The sequence below is a fragment of the Methanolobus sp. ZRKC4 genome (assembly GCF_045291305.1).
In the GTDB taxonomy this organism is placed as follows: domain Archaea; phylum Halobacteriota; class Methanosarcinia; order Methanosarcinales; family Methanosarcinaceae; genus Methanolobus.
In genome coordinates this window covers 542,920-559,261 of sequence record NZ_CP146983.1, presented here as the reverse complement: position 1 = coordinate 559,261, position 16,342 = coordinate 542,920, and the positions used below count along the sequence as shown (strand labels likewise).

At 41.8% G+C, this 16,342-nt stretch carries 16 protein-coding genes; 6 read left to right on the top strand and 10 right to left on the bottom strand.

Annotation, left to right across the window (positions count from 1 at the left end; translation table 11 throughout):
* Positions 1–100: 100 nt before the first annotated feature.
* Together V7O67_RS02840 and V7O67_RS02835 are read right to left on the bottom strand one after the other, a co-directional pair.
* Positions 101–2,287, bottom strand: coding sequence for an ATP-dependent DNA helicase (locus V7O67_RS02840; RefSeq protein WP_406670787.1), 2,187 nt, complete (start codon positions 2,285–2,287; stop codon positions 101–103).
* Positions 2,288–2,340: 53 nt separating this feature from the next.
* On the bottom strand, positions 2,341–2,988 hold the full coding sequence (locus V7O67_RS02835) for a type IV pilin N-terminal domain-containing protein (protein ID WP_406670785.1): 648 nt from the start codon (positions 2,986–2,988) through the stop codon (positions 2,341–2,343).
* A 279-nt stretch (positions 2,989–3,267) separates the two neighbouring features.
* On the opposite strand from V7O67_RS02835, the gene V7O67_RS02830 reads away from it, so the two are divergent.
* The 4 genes from V7O67_RS02830 to pyrH all read left to right on the top strand — a co-directional run bounded on the left by V7O67_RS02830 (position 3,268) and on the right by pyrH (position 5,999).
* Positions 3,268–3,444 (top strand): DUF362 domain-containing protein, encoded by a 177-nt coding sequence (locus V7O67_RS02830; RefSeq protein WP_406656186.1) that lies wholly within the window; start codon positions 3,268–3,270, stop codon positions 3,442–3,444.
* A gap of 61 nt (positions 3,445–3,505) precedes the next feature.
* On the top strand, positions 3,506–4,537 hold the full coding sequence (gene asd, locus V7O67_RS02825; RefSeq protein ID WP_342306323.1) for an aspartate-semialdehyde dehydrogenase: 1,032 nt from the start codon (positions 3,506–3,508) through the stop codon (positions 4,535–4,537).
* 12 nt (positions 4,538–4,549) lie between these two features.
* Complete coding sequence (locus V7O67_RS02820; protein ID WP_342306324.1) at positions 4,550–5,284, top strand: hypothetical protein; 735 nt, start codon at positions 4,550–4,552, stop codon at positions 5,282–5,284.
* A gap of 10 nt (positions 5,285–5,294) precedes the next feature.
* Complete coding sequence (gene pyrH / locus V7O67_RS02815; RefSeq protein WP_406670783.1) at positions 5,295–5,999, top strand: UMP kinase; 705 nt, start codon at positions 5,295–5,297, stop codon at positions 5,997–5,999.
* A gap of 29 nt (positions 6,000–6,028) precedes the next feature.
* Here pyrH and V7O67_RS02810 read toward each other — a convergent pair whose 3' ends face one another.
* The 4 genes from V7O67_RS02810 to V7O67_RS02795 all read right to left on the bottom strand — a co-directional run bounded on the left by V7O67_RS02810 (position 6,029) and on the right by V7O67_RS02795 (position 9,215).
* Positions 6,029–6,337, bottom strand: a complete 309-nt coding sequence (locus tag V7O67_RS02810) for a hypothetical protein (RefSeq protein ID WP_342306326.1) — start codon at positions 6,335–6,337, stop codon at positions 6,029–6,031.
* 379 nt (positions 6,338–6,716) lie between these two features.
* A complete protein-coding gene (locus tag V7O67_RS02805) occupies positions 6,717–7,253 on the bottom strand; it encodes a B12-binding domain-containing protein (RefSeq protein WP_342306327.1) in 537 nt (178 codons plus the stop codon).
* Positions 7,254–7,560: 307 nt separating this feature from the next.
* The gene (locus V7O67_RS02800) at positions 7,561–8,688 is read right to left on the bottom strand and encodes an isocitrate/isopropylmalate dehydrogenase family protein (RefSeq protein ID WP_406656182.1); all 1,128 of its coding nucleotides are present in this window, start codon (positions 8,686–8,688) and stop codon (positions 7,561–7,563) included.
* A gap of 47 nt (positions 8,689–8,735) precedes the next feature.
* Entirely contained in the window at positions 8,736–9,215 is a 480-nt protein-coding gene (locus V7O67_RS02795) for a 3-isopropylmalate dehydratase small subunit (protein ID WP_406656181.1), read from the bottom strand.
* 185 nt (positions 9,216–9,400) lie between these two features.
* On the opposite strand from V7O67_RS02795, the gene V7O67_RS02790 reads away from it, so the two are divergent.
* Entirely contained in the window at positions 9,401–9,844 is a 444-nt protein-coding gene (locus V7O67_RS02790) for an Lrp/AsnC family transcriptional regulator (protein WP_406670780.1), read from the top strand.
* Here the strand turns inward: V7O67_RS02790 and ablB are convergent, their stop codons facing one another.
* The 4 genes from ablB to V7O67_RS02770 all read right to left on the bottom strand — a co-directional run bounded on the left by ablB (position 9,845) and on the right by V7O67_RS02770 (position 15,191).
* The gene (gene ablB / locus V7O67_RS02785; protein ID WP_406670778.1) at positions 9,845–10,678 is read right to left on the bottom strand and encodes a putative beta-lysine N-acetyltransferase; all 834 of its coding nucleotides are present in this window, start codon (positions 10,676–10,678) and stop codon (positions 9,845–9,847) included.
* Positions 10,671–11,984 carry a lysine 2,3-aminomutase gene (ablA, locus tag V7O67_RS02780; RefSeq protein ID WP_406670776.1) on the bottom strand — a complete coding sequence of 438 codons (1,314 nt, stop codon included), beginning with the start codon at positions 11,982–11,984 and terminating at the stop codon, positions 10,671–10,673. The genes ablB and ablA overlap by 8 nt, the downstream gene beginning before the upstream one ends.
* Before the next feature lie 244 nt (positions 11,985–12,228).
* Positions 12,229–13,485: an ATP-binding protein gene (locus tag V7O67_RS02775; RefSeq protein ID WP_342306336.1), complete on the bottom strand. Its 1,257-nt coding sequence runs from the start codon at positions 13,483–13,485 to the stop codon at positions 12,229–12,231.
* A gap of 638 nt (positions 13,486–14,123) precedes the next feature.
* Positions 14,124–15,191: a formate--phosphoribosylaminoimidazolecarboxamide ligase gene (locus V7O67_RS02770; RefSeq protein ID WP_406670774.1), complete on the bottom strand. Its 1,068-nt coding sequence runs from the start codon at positions 15,189–15,191 to the stop codon at positions 14,124–14,126.
* Positions 15,192–15,327: 136 nt separating this feature from the next.
* Here V7O67_RS02770 and V7O67_RS02765 point away from each other — a divergent pair, with 136 nt between their 5' ends.
* Positions 15,328–16,338 carry an ArsR/SmtB family transcription factor gene (locus V7O67_RS02765; RefSeq protein ID WP_406670772.1) on the top strand — a complete coding sequence of 337 codons (1,011 nt, stop codon included), beginning with the start codon at positions 15,328–15,330 and terminating at the stop codon, positions 16,336–16,338.
* The last annotated feature ends 4 nt before the right edge of the window (positions 16,339–16,342 follow it).

Genomic DNA, 16,342 nt, shown 5'->3' with positions numbered 1-16,342 from the left:
CATTAGTAATATCACTTACCAGTTAAAAAAGAATATTCAAAACATAAAGAAGCATGCTCTATAAAATATCGGAACTATGTAAAAACCATAGCCATAGAAATCATTGGGATTCTGTGTTATCCTGGAAAAAATTCATAAGAGAATATTTTACCCTATCCGGTTCGACATCAACAAACTCTTCTCTCTCTTCCGGAGGAAAAGCTTCGAATACTGAAAATTTGCCAAACTTATCGGGTGCATCTGTAAGAAAGCGACCATCAAGCAAAATCCTTACACCATAGTCCATAGGAGAGCGTACAACCCTTCCCATTGCCTGCCGTATCTTTCGGACTGTCGGCACCTGCACGGCATACTCCCAGCCGGCACCATATCCAAAAGTATGGTCGTAGGCAGACTCAACCGCATTCATCCGGTCATTGAGAGCCGGGTATCCGACACCTACGATGATAACAGTCCTGCCTCTTCCGTCACGGTAATCGATTCCCTCACTAAGAGTACCCCATAGATAGGATATCAGCACCGCTTTACCGCCTTCTTCACCTATGCGGAAGAAATCCTCCCTTACTTCCTGGGAAGACACGCCCACCTCATCAAGGAAAACAGGGATATTGAAATTCGCATCTAGTTTACCATAATAACGCTTTGCTTCGAAATAACTCTGGAAGAAGATGATAACATTTCCCTGGGTGTTCTCCACAGCATCAAACAAGACCTCTTCTACAGCCTGTAATGTCTGGGGATCATCTCTGGTCTTTGCAAACAAAGGCGGAACTGAAACTGATAGTGTCAGACGTTTGTCTTCGGGGAATGATGTTGCATAAGCAATCTCGCAAGTAGGTCTGCCAATTCCCAGAGTTGATTTTATCATATCAAAAGGCCTCAAGGTTGCCGACATGAGTATGGCCGAGAAAACAGAATCGAAAAGTGGCTCAGTGACGTTTTTCGGGATGCATGTAAACAGCTCCAGACGGCCGTATATCTCATTGTCCATGTCCCGTCTTACGTTCAGGATAGGATAATAATTCGGGTTGTTCGAGAGCACAAGGTAAGAAGAAAGAAAATCTGCAGCATACCGAATATGGGAACGCTTCAGTATCTTGCTCAGGCCCTTCTTGTACTGTTCACGATAATTGTCATCAAGCATCGAACCAAAAGCACTTGCCTCGGAGAGTGTCGTTTGTATTCCTTCTTCATCCCCGAATCCGGCTTCCTTTGCAAGTCTCAGGAACTTACCGGCAATCATATCATTACGTTCATAAGGATCACTTATGCGCATGTCGTACCAGTTCTTTCCAACCCTTTCACGTTCACCGAACTTAAAACGGGAATTATATGTATCCTGCATCAGGTTCAGGAGTATCTTGAAGAGATTATGCGAACCGCCATCAGGCATCTGATCCAGATTGGCTTCTATCTCGGAGATTGCTTTTTCGATAGTATGTTCTGTAATTGTAAGCGAAGAGTGTGACCTTGCCGCAGATTCTATATTGTGGGCCTCGTCGAAAATAGTAATGACATCCTGAGGTTCCTTTTCCAGCCAGTTCAGAACTGTCGAAAAGATGTCACTATTAAGTACATGGTGATAATTGCATATGACAAAGTCAGCATGTTTAAGTTCACGTTTAAGCAGCTCGTAGCCGCACATACCCTTCTGGAAAGCATAGTCATTGACTTCTTCAGGTGTGCGCACATCCGCAAAGAGCCACTGTCTGAAAGACTCACTGTCGCTACGCAGGACCTCATATAGATAACTGCAGGAACGATTCCTGACATCCTTGATTTTCTCTTCCGCAACATCCAGTTCCTTTGCTAGAGCATCACGCAAAGCAATCAGTGCGGGATCACGGGAACGTTTGTAATTTTCATTTGCAGACTTCATTTCCTGCTTTTTCAGAGCAATTTCGCGTTCAAGCTCAAGCATCTCAAAAGTGTTTTCTCTTTTCAGGGAACATTCGTCATAGTCAACCCCATTAGGACACATGGTAGTTTTACCCTTGACAACAGCAACTTTTACATCATTGGATTGCTTGATCTCACGAGCTTCATTAATAAACTGCACCATCTGCTGGTGCACATTTGTAGCAATGATAACGGTTTTCTGAAGCTGCTTTCCCACATGCAAGGAGGGAGCAAGTGCACTGAGAGTCTTACCCGTGCCACATGCACCCTCAAAAAGGATGATATCCTGATTCATCAGTGCAGCATGTATCTTATCCATGGCATCCTGCTGATTGGGATAGCAGGCAGTCTTAGGGAAGTACCTCATGTAACCGCTTTTAGCACTCATTGCACTACCCCTATGAGCTCACATTACTTAAACGGTTTTGATACTATGGAGCATCAATCTACCGGAGTGACCACACATTCAAATTCCGAGATAATACACTGGGACTCCTTGTCGAATATCTTGATAGTGACCATGCTGTCCTCCTTCAACCCATAATGATTTGCAGTATTTGGCACCCCATTTATGTCCACTGATACTGTAGAAAATATGCTACCGTTGATAGCATCATCACCATTCAGAATCAATTTCTCACCTGCAGACCAAGCACCATCTGAAATATCCGGATTCCTTGAAGCATATACGGATTTCTTTCCTTCAAACAGAAGAGAAGCATAATTTATGGAAACTTCACCATAATGCCGTGTCCCATGTGGGACAACACCCTCATAACTACTCCCCTCACCGGATATTATGATCTTAGTGGAACCAATCTGCAAAGGATCACCAACCATATGTTCCAGATATAGGAAGTTCTCTTTGTATTGTACATAAGTAGGATAATTTCGAACACCACCTTCCACATATTCCACCTCAATTAAAGCCATAGGAGCTTTGCTTAAGGACAATGCAGCATCCCCGCCATACACTGAAGAGACTGTGATGCCTGCCAATAGTATTGTCAGAAAAAGCATCAGTATAACTCCTATCACAGGCGACACACCTTCCGTATGCCATCTGAAAATCAAAATTTGTTTTTCCATGGGCGTAATTTTGATACTGACTATATAAATTAATCTTAATTGCCCTAATATATTCATCACCAGTATAATACAACACAAATTAAAAATACCAGCGTCCATAGGCATATTAAAGAACCAATGAATGAAGTAATAAGAGCACGAGCTCCTCGATTTAAGGTTGATAACGATAGCTTTTTATCCCACTTGTGTTATGATAGGGTGTAGAAGCCTACTATTATATAGTATGTATCTATAAAAACGAATACGCATTGTTATGCAATGCAAAGGAGCGTAAAACAAATGGTAGCAATTATTACTGTCAGCGAATGTGTCGGTTGTGGAGCATGCATAGATGAGTGTCCAGCAGACGCAATCGTCTTGAACGGCGACAACATTGCAGTCGTAGATGCAGACGAGTGTCTGGACTGTGGTGCATGTGTCGATGTGTGCCCAACAGACGCAATAGCTATGGAATAAGCGATTAGCTTATTCCGAAATATCCTATTTTTTATTCTTTTTTTATTCCAGAGGGAGACTCATGCCAGAAGTAATCAAAGCAGGTATTTTGGGGGCAACAGGTGCTGTCGGTCAGAGATTCATCCAGGCACTTGAAAACCACCCTTGGTTCGAAATAACAGCACTTGCAGCATCAGAAAGAAGCGCAGGCAAGACATACGAAAAAGCAGCAAACTGGAGACTTGAAAGCAAACTTCCGGACTCTGTCAAGGACATGAAAGTTGTGCCGGTAGACGCAAAGAAAGTTGATGCTGATGTTGTATTCTCAGCACTGCCATCCGACTACGCAGAAACAGTTGAGGCTGAGTTTGCAAAGGAAGGATTCGCTGTTGCAAGTAATGCATCTGCATACAGGATGGAAAAAGATGTTCCTCTTGTGATTCCGGAAGTCAATGCAGACCACCTTGGACTCATTGATGTACAGCAGGATAAACGCGGATGGGATGGTTACATTGTAACAAACCCAAACTGTTCTACAATTGTCATGGTCCCAACACTCAAACCACTTATGCAGTTCGGGCTTGAATCCGTCACAGTTGCCACCATGCAGGCAATATCCGGTGCAGGGTATGATGGAATCGCTTCAATGGCAATACTTGATAACGTTGTTCCATACATTGGCGGTGAAGAAGAGAAAGTGGAAACCGAACCACTTAAACTCCTCGGAGAATTTGACGGTGCAGAAATAATAGATGCGGACATCAAGGTAAGTGCCTCCTGTAACAGAGTACCTGTAATGGATGGACACACCGAGAACATATGGGCAAAGATGACACAGAACCCAACTCCAGAGCAGGTAAAGGAAGCATTCACCAATTTCAATCCCGGACTTGGAGACCTTCCAACTGAACCTAATCCAGTCATTACCGTAAGAGATGAACCGGACAGGCCACAGCCACGCCTTGACAGAAATATGGGCAATGGAATGGGAATCTCAGTAGGCCGCATAAGAGAAGGCATACGCTACACCGTTATGGGACATAACACCATTCGTGGAGCAGCCGGAGCCAGCGTGCTCAATGCCGAATTACTTCACAAATTGGGAAAACTGTAAACAGGCGATATAATGCTAACTGGCAGTACGATAAGAACGATATTCATGGCAATACTGTTACTCAGTTGTACTGTCACAAGCACATATGCATCAATGTTCGAACTGGAAATTGTGCCCCTTACCATAATAAAGGAAGACCCCACAGCCTATGATAGTACGATGGCTTATCGCAAGATAAGCGTCATAGGAAATATTTCAGAATTGACTAAGCAATCTGCAACCCTTACTGATGAATCGGATTCATTGAGGATCGACATATCGAAAATTGAACTTTTTGATGGGTTCAATGTGAGTGATCAAACCATGGTCACCGGGGAATTCAGATATGAACCGATAAGAGAAAGCACTTTAATACCCACATATGTACTCCATTATCCAATTGAGGATATGGGACTTGTTAATATTAGTAGCATTTCCATTGAACCAGCTGCCCATAATGGACGATACATGACCGTTGTTGGGAATGTATCAAGTCGTGAAATGAGTATGGGGAGATATATCGTCAACATTGTGGACAAAGAAGATAACGCCTTAAAAATTTATTATTATGGATCTACTGACCTCGGAATAGGAGACGACATTAAAGTCTTCGGACTTTACAACGGCAATGCGCTTCATAGTGAAAGTATGACCCTGAACAAGTCACCATTGTCAATATCAACACTTGTCCCCGGCTTTTCTTCAATTATGGGAGCTATTGCAATCTTATCCATAGCGTTACTTTTAAAATCAAAACAGAACGACTAGAGAGATTATTATGTTGGTCGTTTTATCAGTAGGCGGATCTATTCTAGCAAAGGAACTGAAGCCGGAAAGTTTTCTGGCTTATGCAGATGCACTTAAAGAAATTTCAAAAGAGCATGATTTAGTCGTTGTCACCGGTGGGGGGGTTGCTGCACGGGATTATATCAATGTAGCACGTAGCACAGGTTCAAATGAAGTAGAATGTGATTACATTGGAATCGACATAACGCGGCTGAACGCAAAACTATTGATATCTGCGCTTGGTGATGCCGCATATCCAAGAACACCACATGACTATATACAGGCTGAAGATGCATTGTCTTCCGGTAAGATAGTTGTAATGGGAGGAGTTATCCCCGGCCAGACAACAGATGCTGTTTCAGCAATACTTGCCGAATACCTGAAAGCGGACCTGCTTGTAATTGCTACTGCTGTAGACGGCGTATATACTGCAGATCCGAGACAGCATCCTGATGCGGTGAAGTATGAGACCATGACACCTAAGGAGCTTGTCAAGACTGTGATGGTCACGGAAATGAAAGCCGGCTCCAAATCACCGGTAGATCCTCTGGCTGCAAAAATAATCGAACGTTGCAACCTTGAGACAATTGTCATGGATGGCAGTGATGCCCAAAATGTCCTGAATGTGATCATGCAGGAAAGTGAGAATAACGAAGATAAAAAAGAAGTTTATCTTGGAACCAGAATAATTGGTTAAATTTTATTGAAAATACAATTTGTGGCTTTTTACATATAAGCCACAAGATATTCTGACGATTCTTTGGGTGTTTCCTGACAGGAAGCAACCTCTTTTAGTTTCTGATTGGACGTTTTGAGAGATTCAAGGGTCTGCTCGAACTTTTGCATTTGCTCTTTTGCTTTTTGAACCTTCGCATTTTCAACTGCAAGTTTTTCCATCAGGGCATTACGCTGATCATCAGGAATTTCAGCGTTATTAATCTGTGTTTGATAATTTAAAGAGATTTTTATATATTTACGAAACATCTCGTTCATGACATCAAGGTCATTTTCCAGTTCTGCAATTGTTTTTGCCATACGAGGTCACACTCCTTTAGTGAAAGGTCAATTATTAAAGCATTTTAGAATACAGGCCCATTTAAGCCATAACTTCATACTTAAGGGTGAGATTTCAAATATATAAGAATATCTATTCCAAACAATATAATCACCATCATTATGATGATATACACGCAAAAAAGAATAAAAAAGAAATTGTAACTATTCAGCCTGGCACGATTTGCCTATTGGTACTGATTTCATCGAAATAGAGATGTCTGCTCACTAACAATCTAACAATCAAAAAAGCAATCAATAGCAACAATCAAAATAAATGATCCTAATGAAATTTACGTTTCAACTTTTTGTCAAGATTGTTATTGATAGCGTTTTTATCAGGCTGAATAGTTACAAGAAATTAACAAATAGTATTGTTTCTCATATCACACAGCTGAAAAGTCGTTACTTTAGGATTGGCTGCAAGTGTTGCCATGAGTTCTTCTTTGCATGAACTGGGAATGTCAACAAATCCCCTGTCCTGTTCAATAAAATCGACTATTGGAACATTATCCGGAATCTCTACGACATCATAGCCGTTTATCCTGAACATTGTTTCGAGAACATCTATCTTTTCATCCCTGTGGCCTTCATTGATAAGTTCTATTACCGTACTATCATTTGCTTTTTTGCAGTGCTCACAGTCCTCAAGAACGGACAGACCTGCTTTCATAGCACTGGATGCTGCAAAAATATGAAGGAGACATGCATTTCCCTCTTCAACCATGTCCCCGATCGCTTTCATGCCTTCTATAAATCCCTTCTCAATAAACTCATTGATATCCACACCCATTTCCAGAGCATCCCTGGAGACATCCTCTGCGCCCTTCTCATCAAAATCCAGAACCGAATTCCTTGCTTTCTCTATGAGTTGCTTTATAGTTTTTTCCTGAGACACTTGATCATCCCTCTGATTTGGATAAAATAATATCAAATTGCAGCAGTTACGTGCAATTGAGTAGTATTTGTGACAATTTTACCATTGTTCATAAAGTCATCGACAGCACGGGAGAGAACATTCATTTATCCATATGATTAAATAATAATGTACCAAATAAATTGAAAAATAATAATTAGAGGAATAAAATGAGAGAATCCCCTAAAATATTTGTACAATATATTCAAAATGAAACTAATATCATATATAAATGCAAAATCAAGAAAAATATAAGAAAATGCATCCTAAATGGATGCACAAGAAGTAATTATTTGCCCAGTACTATCCTGGCAATGTCGTCACCGACATCGGATGTACCTGCTGAGCCACCCATATCATAGGTCTGGACTTTAGCTTCGAGAATATTTGTCTCGATTGCAGATACAATGGAATCTGCTGCTTCCTTTTCTCCAATCTGTTCAATAAGCATGGCACCTGCCCAGATAGTTGCTATCGGGTTGACCTTATTCTGTCCCTTGTATTTAGGAGCTGAACCGTGTATAGGCTCAAACATGCTGGTACCTTCAGGATTGATGTTTCCTCCGGGAGCCAGTCCAAGTCCACCCTGAACCATTGCACCAAGGTCTGTAATGATGTCACCGAACATGTTAGGTGTTACAACCACATCGAACCACTCAGGATTCTTCACAAACCACATGGTAATTGCATCAACGAAGTTGAAGTCCGTCTTTACATCAGGATGTTTCCCTGCGACAGCATTAAACTCCTCTCTCCAGAATCCGTAGATATCCGAAAGGACGTTTGCCTTGTCAACTGATGAAACATGCTTGTTCCTCTTTTCAGCAAGGTCGAAGGAGTATTCAAGCACCCTTTGTGTACCTTCCTTTGAGATCATACCTATCTGGTATCCGATTTCCTCACTGTCAGTCTCGATGTCAAGACCGAACTTTGCATTGTAGAGTGTCCTGTTGACCTCAAGCAGATCTTTGCTTGCGCCTGACTTTGCACGTCCGCCTATGCCGATATAGAAGTCCTCAGTGTTCTCCCTGACAACAACAAAATCAATGTCTTCAGGGGTCTTGTCCTTGAGAGGACACCATACGCCATCCAGAAGCTTGATCGGACGCAGGTTGACGTACTGGTCAAAGTAGAATCTCGCAGAAAGCAGGATACCTTTCTCAAGTACACCCGGTGCGATCCTGTCATCTCCTATAGAACCAAGATAAATAGCAGAATACTGTGAAAGCTCCTTCAGTGAATCTTCCGAAATAAGCTCACCTGTTTCAAGATAGTGGTCAGCACCGTGTGGGAACTCTACCCATTCAACGTCAAAACCGAACTTCTCACCTGCAGCATCGATGACCTTACGACCTTCTGCAATGATCTCAGGTCCGATACCGTCTCCGGGTATTACGGGTATTTTATACTGGGTCATGTTATTCTCCTGTAATAATCATTTTTTATCGGATCATAAGAAAGATTTCAGATGATCCTGCGTATATACTCTATCAAACCGCCTGAATCCATGATACCCCTCACAAAATCGGGAAGGGGTGTTGCCTGGTATTTTTCATCCTTTGTCAGGTTTGTAATAACACCTGTTGCGAAATCAACATCAAGCTCATCACCGTCGGAGATCTTATCGGTCTCCGGGCACTCAAGAAGTGCCACACCGATGTTGATAGAATTCCTGAAAAAGATACGTGCAAATGACTTAGCAATCACACAGCTTATCTTTGTACCTTTCAATGCGATTGGGGCATGTTCCCTTGAAGAACCGCAACCGAAATTGTTACCTGCGACGATGATGTCGCCTTCATTTACCTCTTTTGCGAACTCCGGCCTGACACCTTCAAAGGTGTGTGCTGCAAGTTCTTCAGGCGTATTGAGAATAAGATATCTGCCAGGTATAACAGCATCCGTGTCGACGTCATCTCCGAATTTCCATACTCTTCCTTTCATATTAACACCGGATATTGATTATTTGATTATAAGCTAAGTTGAAACCATACCATAGATACAATCATCCTAAATAATACTACTGGAAATAGAGAGTTGCATACATATTACTAAAAGTTAACAATAAATGGTGCAAGAGCATTCCATAACGAAAAATCATTAGTAGTAACAAACCCAAGTTTAAGCAGATGGTCAGCAAAAAGGATCAAGTCATTCTTTCTATCCTTCAAAAAGGTGCTAGAACTCCGGTTTCCGAGATTGCGAAGCAAGTTGGTCTCAGTGAAAATGGTGTCAGGTACAGGCTGGAAAAGCTGGAAGATGAAGGTTACATAAAGAACTACGTTGTCCTACTCAACCCTAAGAAGTTCGGGAAAAAGACATTTGCCATATTCAATCTTGAAATGGAACCAAAAAAGATGAGAGCGAGCATAAAAAAACTGCATGCAATCGAAGAGTTCATCAAGGTTTACCAGACCACAGGACAGTATTCTATTAAGGCATTCGGGCTTTTTGATGATGAAGACGAACTCACAGACTTCATCAGCGACAAGCTCCTTTCAGAAATACCCGTGCAGAACTACAGTGTTGAAATAGTTACGAAAAATATCAAAGATAGCATCTACTACGTGTGATCAAAGCTTTTTGTACCATATATTCATACTTTCTATACCCCCGGAAATATTGGTGTTGTTTACAAGAGTTCCGGCATAGATATAGGAATGACGTGAAAAAACCGCATTCATACCATATGACCTGGCCCTTGCAATGGTATATGCAGTTTTGATTCCGGTATCACGCATATTCGTTTCCATCTCACCCAACAGATATAGGGAATAACCTTTGCCACGACATTCCGGAACTGTTGCAAAATCGGTCATCTCTACATTCCTGTTCTCAATATCCATCTCACATGACGACACCGCAACAAGTTTGCCGTGTTTCCTTATTCCGAAATAAACAAAATCTTCAGACATTGTCTTAAGCAAATAAGTGGCATCACTTATGGGAAAAGGATAACTTGGGAAGACCTGTCTGTACAAATCGGCCATCTCCGTCGTGTCCGTTTCACTGCAAACAATGAATTGTTCATCATCTGAAAGTTTCACATCTTTGGAAACATTGAACTTTGAGATAGCAGCCTTCAGAACGGAAGTATTCTCCTGAGTATTCAGTTCCTCCATACGCGCCTGAGAAAGATACTTTGCCATAAAACTTGCATCTTCATCTCCATTGAAGAAACCAGGTATATGGGCTTCTTCGACGTGACCTCTGCTCAGGAAGTATTCCTTTGCAGATACAGGTATCTTTGAAAATATCTTAGAATAATTATTTTCCTGCGCAATTTCTTCAATGACGGATGGCAAATGCTCAAAGTCATCTGTCACAAGCTTCATTAGATACACACGGTCATTGAATGAACCATGTTGTATCAGGGAACCTGCGAGCTTTACGACCTGATCACTCAAAGTCCCTTCTCTCCAGTCTTGCAGTATCTCCCGGAACCAGACTGAGGGTTTCGTCATAATCCGACAGGAGTTTTGCAATTCCAACCGACTTTGACTCCGGCGCATCATCAAGTTTAAGCTGCAGTTTGCAACCCTCGCACTTGCGGTCACAGTACACAGCTTCATATGAATCCGGTTCCGCATATGAAGTGATCACACCCTCATAGTTTCTCAGGATAACTTTGTTAGTGGACCAGGAAATAAGATAATTTGGCATGACTGGGATCTTTCCACCGCCACCGGGAGCATCTATTACATAAGTTGGAACCGCAAAGCCACTGGTATGGCCTACAAGGTTTTCCATGATCTCAATTCCCTTTCCAACGGAAGTCCTGAAATGGGTCAGACCTTCCGACAGGTCACACTGATACAGGTAGTAAGGGCGAACCCTGTTTGCCACGAGTTTGTGGAAGAGCCTCTTAAGTATCCTATAACAGTCATTCACTCCCGAGAGCAAAACGGTCTGGTTCCCAAGGGGTATACCGGCATCTGCAAGTTTTCTCAAGGCCTGCTTTGAAGAGAAAGTTACCTCACGTGGATGATTGAAATGGGTATTTACCCAGACCGGATGATGCTTCTTCAATACATCAACAAGCTGGTCGGTTACACGGTATGGCAGCACCACTGGCATCCTTGTGCCAATTCTTATGACTTCCACATGTGGTATTGAGCGAAGTTCCGTAAGTATCCAGTCCAGGTAATCATCCGAAAGCATGAACGGATCCCCACCTGACAAAAGTACGTCCCTGACCTCGGAGTGAGTGGCGATATAATCAAGGCCTTTTTGAACTTCATCCCTATCAGGAACTGAATCCGTATCCCCGACTTTTCTTTTCCTAGTACAGTGCCTGCAGTACATGGAACAGACATTGCTTACATGAAGAAGCACCCTGTCAGGGTATCTGTGCGTTATTCCCGGCACGGGGCTGTCGTGATCTTCACTTAACGGATCTTTCATGTCATCGCAGGAAAGGATTAATTCCTTAGGTGAAGGAAAGGATTGCATGAAGATAGGATCATTCCTGAAATCTTCTACTTCAATAAGCGAAAGGTAGTAAGGAGTTATGGATAACGGGAATGTATCCAGCGTCTTCTCAAGCGCTTCTCTTTCATCTGCTTCAAATTTGATGTTGAGAAGTGTTTCAAAAGTATCTATATCCCTGACACAATGTCTGATCTGCCATTTCCAGTCTTTCCATTTTGTCAAAGGTTCTTCAGAATCAATTCTATCTACAATATTTTGTTGCCTGCGTTGGTATGATTTCATCGAATCACTTATCAGTATAAGATTTAAGTTTACAGAAGATAATGAAAAACAGAATACCACAGAATAAATAATTCCGGTTTTTGGAACAATTACTGTTCACCACAAACAATTTCCTGCGGTCGATCTTCTATATTAACATATAACTGCTTAGTTCTGCATAAAGAACCTTTTATATTAATATATAACTTCTCTGACTATTCCACTAATATACAGGCATATTTATGCAGAAACGGAAAAGATAGAATCAGGAAATAATTGCCGGATCATCCCCGCCATGCCAGCTAAGACGTGGTCTCATCCTGATTATGTGAGCTGCTTCTGTGTTATCATCCACAACAAATGCTGCTCCTTTCTCAGAGCCCATTTTCATAATAGAATCACCAAAGTTTTCCTTCATGTAGGTTGGCCTGACAGACTCAAGAACACTGATATCATCCTGAGATGTAAGACGATGACATATAACAATATCTGACTGTGAAAGCACATCAGGATGGATGGAAGAAGGTCGCTGGGTTGCGAGCACCAATGACAGACCGGGTTGACGTCCCTGCTTCAGCCACTCATTCAACAGGACGTCTGAAGCAAGAGTACTCCCCTGGGATGGTAAGAACTGCTGGGCCTCATCAATGAACAACCATACCATGGGAATGCCTTTTTCAACATTTTTATCCCCCATCATCATTCGCTCATAGGAACGCCTGGCTTCAAGCCTGAGATGATAGATATTCCGGGCGATGGAACTGACCAGCGCAGACCTTACAACCTCACTTCTTATCGTACTTACATCAATAACAGACGTAGAGCCACCCCTGACCATTTCCTCAATTCCCTCACCCTTTTCAGCGAATATACCCCATGATATAGCAGTTCTGAAATGGTTTTCCACAGCACCTTTAGTCACTATATCAGAACGTTCATCCTCCATTACCAGATCGATGATATCATCAAAGGAAAATGTCAGATTCTTTTTTAGATCATCAATAATTCTGATGGTCAGAACACCAGGTGCAGAAACAGTCTCTATGCCAAACAATTTACACCACTCGTGACCGTCCATTTGTGATATTGGCAAGGACAGCGGTTTAACTACAATATACCGTTCTTCATAGCTTCTCAAACTTTCTGCAGGTACGAAAATATCAATGTCAAAACCCTTTGTTTCCAGATCCCACTCATGAACGGTGGATTTTTGTATCTCATTGCTCTTTCTAAGTGTCCAGAAAATTCCCATTGCATCAATGACAACAGAAGAAACATTACTTTTGATCCCATCAGGAAGCATCATCAGTTCTTCCATAAGAACTGCCATGGTGTACGATTTACCATACCCCCTTTTCCCTGCAATGAATACAGCATGAGGGTGGTTTACATCCATGGAAACATGGGAACCTGAAGACCTGTCACGTGCAAGATACCTCCCAAGATAAAGGAGAACATCTTCACCATTTCCACCAAGGATGTATTGCTGTTTTGAAACACCTGCATTTAAAGAGTTTTTCATGTAAAAGAAAGAAATATACCCACAGTATATAGTATTTTTTATTTGCATCCAAATTGTAAAATGTACTATTTTAAAAGATTAAAATGAACTGCAGCAGACACTTAAAAATAAAAAGATGGAACAAAACAAATTAACAAAATATATATAGGTCTATACATATGTAGGTGAACGAGGAATCTCCGTCATCACATCATTCCCCTCTGATGCATTAATTCTTAAATGTATCATTCCCCAAACTTCACCCAAACCATCATTATGTGAGATTCCTCTTTTCTTTTGATACAATAACTAAGTAGCAAAAAGCTTTTTTAATTGGCAGAAACCAGTTGATCAGACTAAAAAGTAACGAATTCAAATATTTAAAAATAAGGTAACTATTCAGCCTGATAAAAACACTATCAATAGCAATCTTGACAAAAAGTTGAGACCTACATTTTATTAGGATCATTAATTTTGATTGTTGCCATTGATTGCTTTTTTGATTCTTAGGTTGTTAGTGAGCAAACATCTCCGTTTTGATTAAATCAGTATCAATAGGCTAATTGTGGTAGGCTGAATAGTTACAAAATAAGAAAGCAAAAAAGATCGAGTAATCCATGAAAACTGCATTTACTGCATATTCATGGACTTATCTTGTATTATGATAGGATCTTATCAAGCTGTTTGGAATCTATGGCAGCCCTGATCTCCTGAGCTATCCGCTTGCCAGTGGACAGATTCTGCTCTACAAGATCAGAATAAGGTGAACCTGTAAGATAGAGATTGGTACCTGCAACAATTCTCGCAGATATCTCAAAGACTTTTATTTCCAGATTATCGGTTACCACAGTCTCAAGACAGAAAGGACCGATCATTCCTCCGAATAACTCCAGAGACTGCTCGACTACTTTCTCTCCTAGCTCGAAGATCAATGGCAAAAGAGATTCCCTAGCTACCAATGGTACGTTTCCGGTAACAACATATGTGGGATGTATGCCCGCTTCTTCCAGTTCCCTTGGGGAACCAAGCCTGAAAATCTCATCGGCATTGGACTCCACCCTGCGATCCATGCTGAGCATCTCGAGAATACCCTCGCTGAGCTTGTAACCTTCTTCCCTCAAAGGTGAATAGAAGAAATGCAGGTAATACCTGGTACCGGTTATGAACTCCTGAATTGTATATTTCTCATCGAGATTCACATGTTCTTTGAACTCTTCATATGTCTTGGCGACAAAGAAACCTTTTCCACCCTTTGCGCCATGATACTTTACCATCACAGGCCCGTCAATGTCCTCTGGTTCTATCTTTTTTGGCATATGGATGCCAGCACCCTCAAGCCAGACTCTCTCCTTTTCCCTGTCAGATTCCCATTCCAGCACTGCCCTGTTACCAAATGTAGGAACAGGAAGCTCAACGAATTCTTCATAACCCAGATATTCAACGAATGAACCGTGGGGAACTATTATCGCATTTTTTGCGACCAGTTCGCTGGCTATCCCGGGAATGTCCTGATAACTGTCTACTACGATAAACTCATCAGGCTTTGCTTTGGGAAAAGCATCATAGAATTTTGGTGGCTTTTTCACGCATATACCTATTGTTTTCAGGCCTTCCTTCCTTGCCCCGTCAAAGATCTGAAGGCTTGAATGGGAGCATACAGTAGCAATACAAAGATTGTCAAGGTCGTAGTTCCCGATTATTTCCATGATACGTTCTTTTGAAATCATAAATATGGCCCCGAAATTTAGCACATATTGTCCTCACCACTCTTTAACTTTTCGAGTTGTACCCCATATACTGAAGACTTCAAACAGATTTGAAGCTTAAGGAAACAATATAATCACCTTTTTATATACTACCCTTATGCAAGAAAACGAAGAAAACACAGGATCTGATAAAGTGCTCATTGTACCCCTTGGAGAAGGATCTAAAAAGATCACCCAGGTACTTTCCAATGAGAAAGCAATGAAAATGCTTGATATACTTGCAGATAAACCCATGTCTGCAAGCGACGTGGCCGAAACATTAGAACTTCCGCTTACAACTGTCAAGTACAACCTTGACGGACTCATAGAAGCAGACCTCATCAAGGTCAAACAGACAAAGTGGAGCCGCAAGGGAAGAGAAGTAAAGATATACGAACCGGTACAAAAATTGATAGTCGTCGCCCCAGGTAATATGAAAAGCGACAGATCATCCATTTTAAGCATGCTGAAAAAATACCTGGGACTTGTTGCAGGTGCTGTTTTTGCAGCCACCGGACTTGAGGCCATAACAAGAAACTTAAGTATGGGTGCCGGACCCTCAATGTCGCAGGAAGCTGCTACTGCCCGAATGTTTGATGAAGAACCAATGGCAGGTATGAGCAAGGATATTGCTACTGAAGAAGCCATGGTGGATACTTTTGCAGAAAGTGGAAAAGCAATGGAGCAGGACATACCAGAAATGGAAGCTGGAGGTTTCACCGAAGCCGAACTACCTGCAGATGATGTTGCCATGGATGTTGATTTTGACGAGCAGATGGTTTCATCAGATGTCCCTGATTACGATGTGCCCACCGAATCATTAAGTTCAGATAGTTTGCCTATTGATGGTGCGAGCCCCGAGATGCTTGCATCATCTGCACCAAATGGAACCGATGCAGGAACTGATCTTTTGAGAGAAGGCGTGAACACAGCTGCTGGGAACCAGACACCTGCACTCCCTACTTCAACTGGGATCACTGATAACATGACAGCACTTGCCGAACCTGCATCCGGAATATTTCAGCATGAATTCCTGTCGCATGTCAGCGTATGGTTCCTGTTCGGATGCCTTTTTGTCATTGCCCTTTTGTTCATAAGAGAAGTATATTATAGAAAAAAAGAGATATGATTCC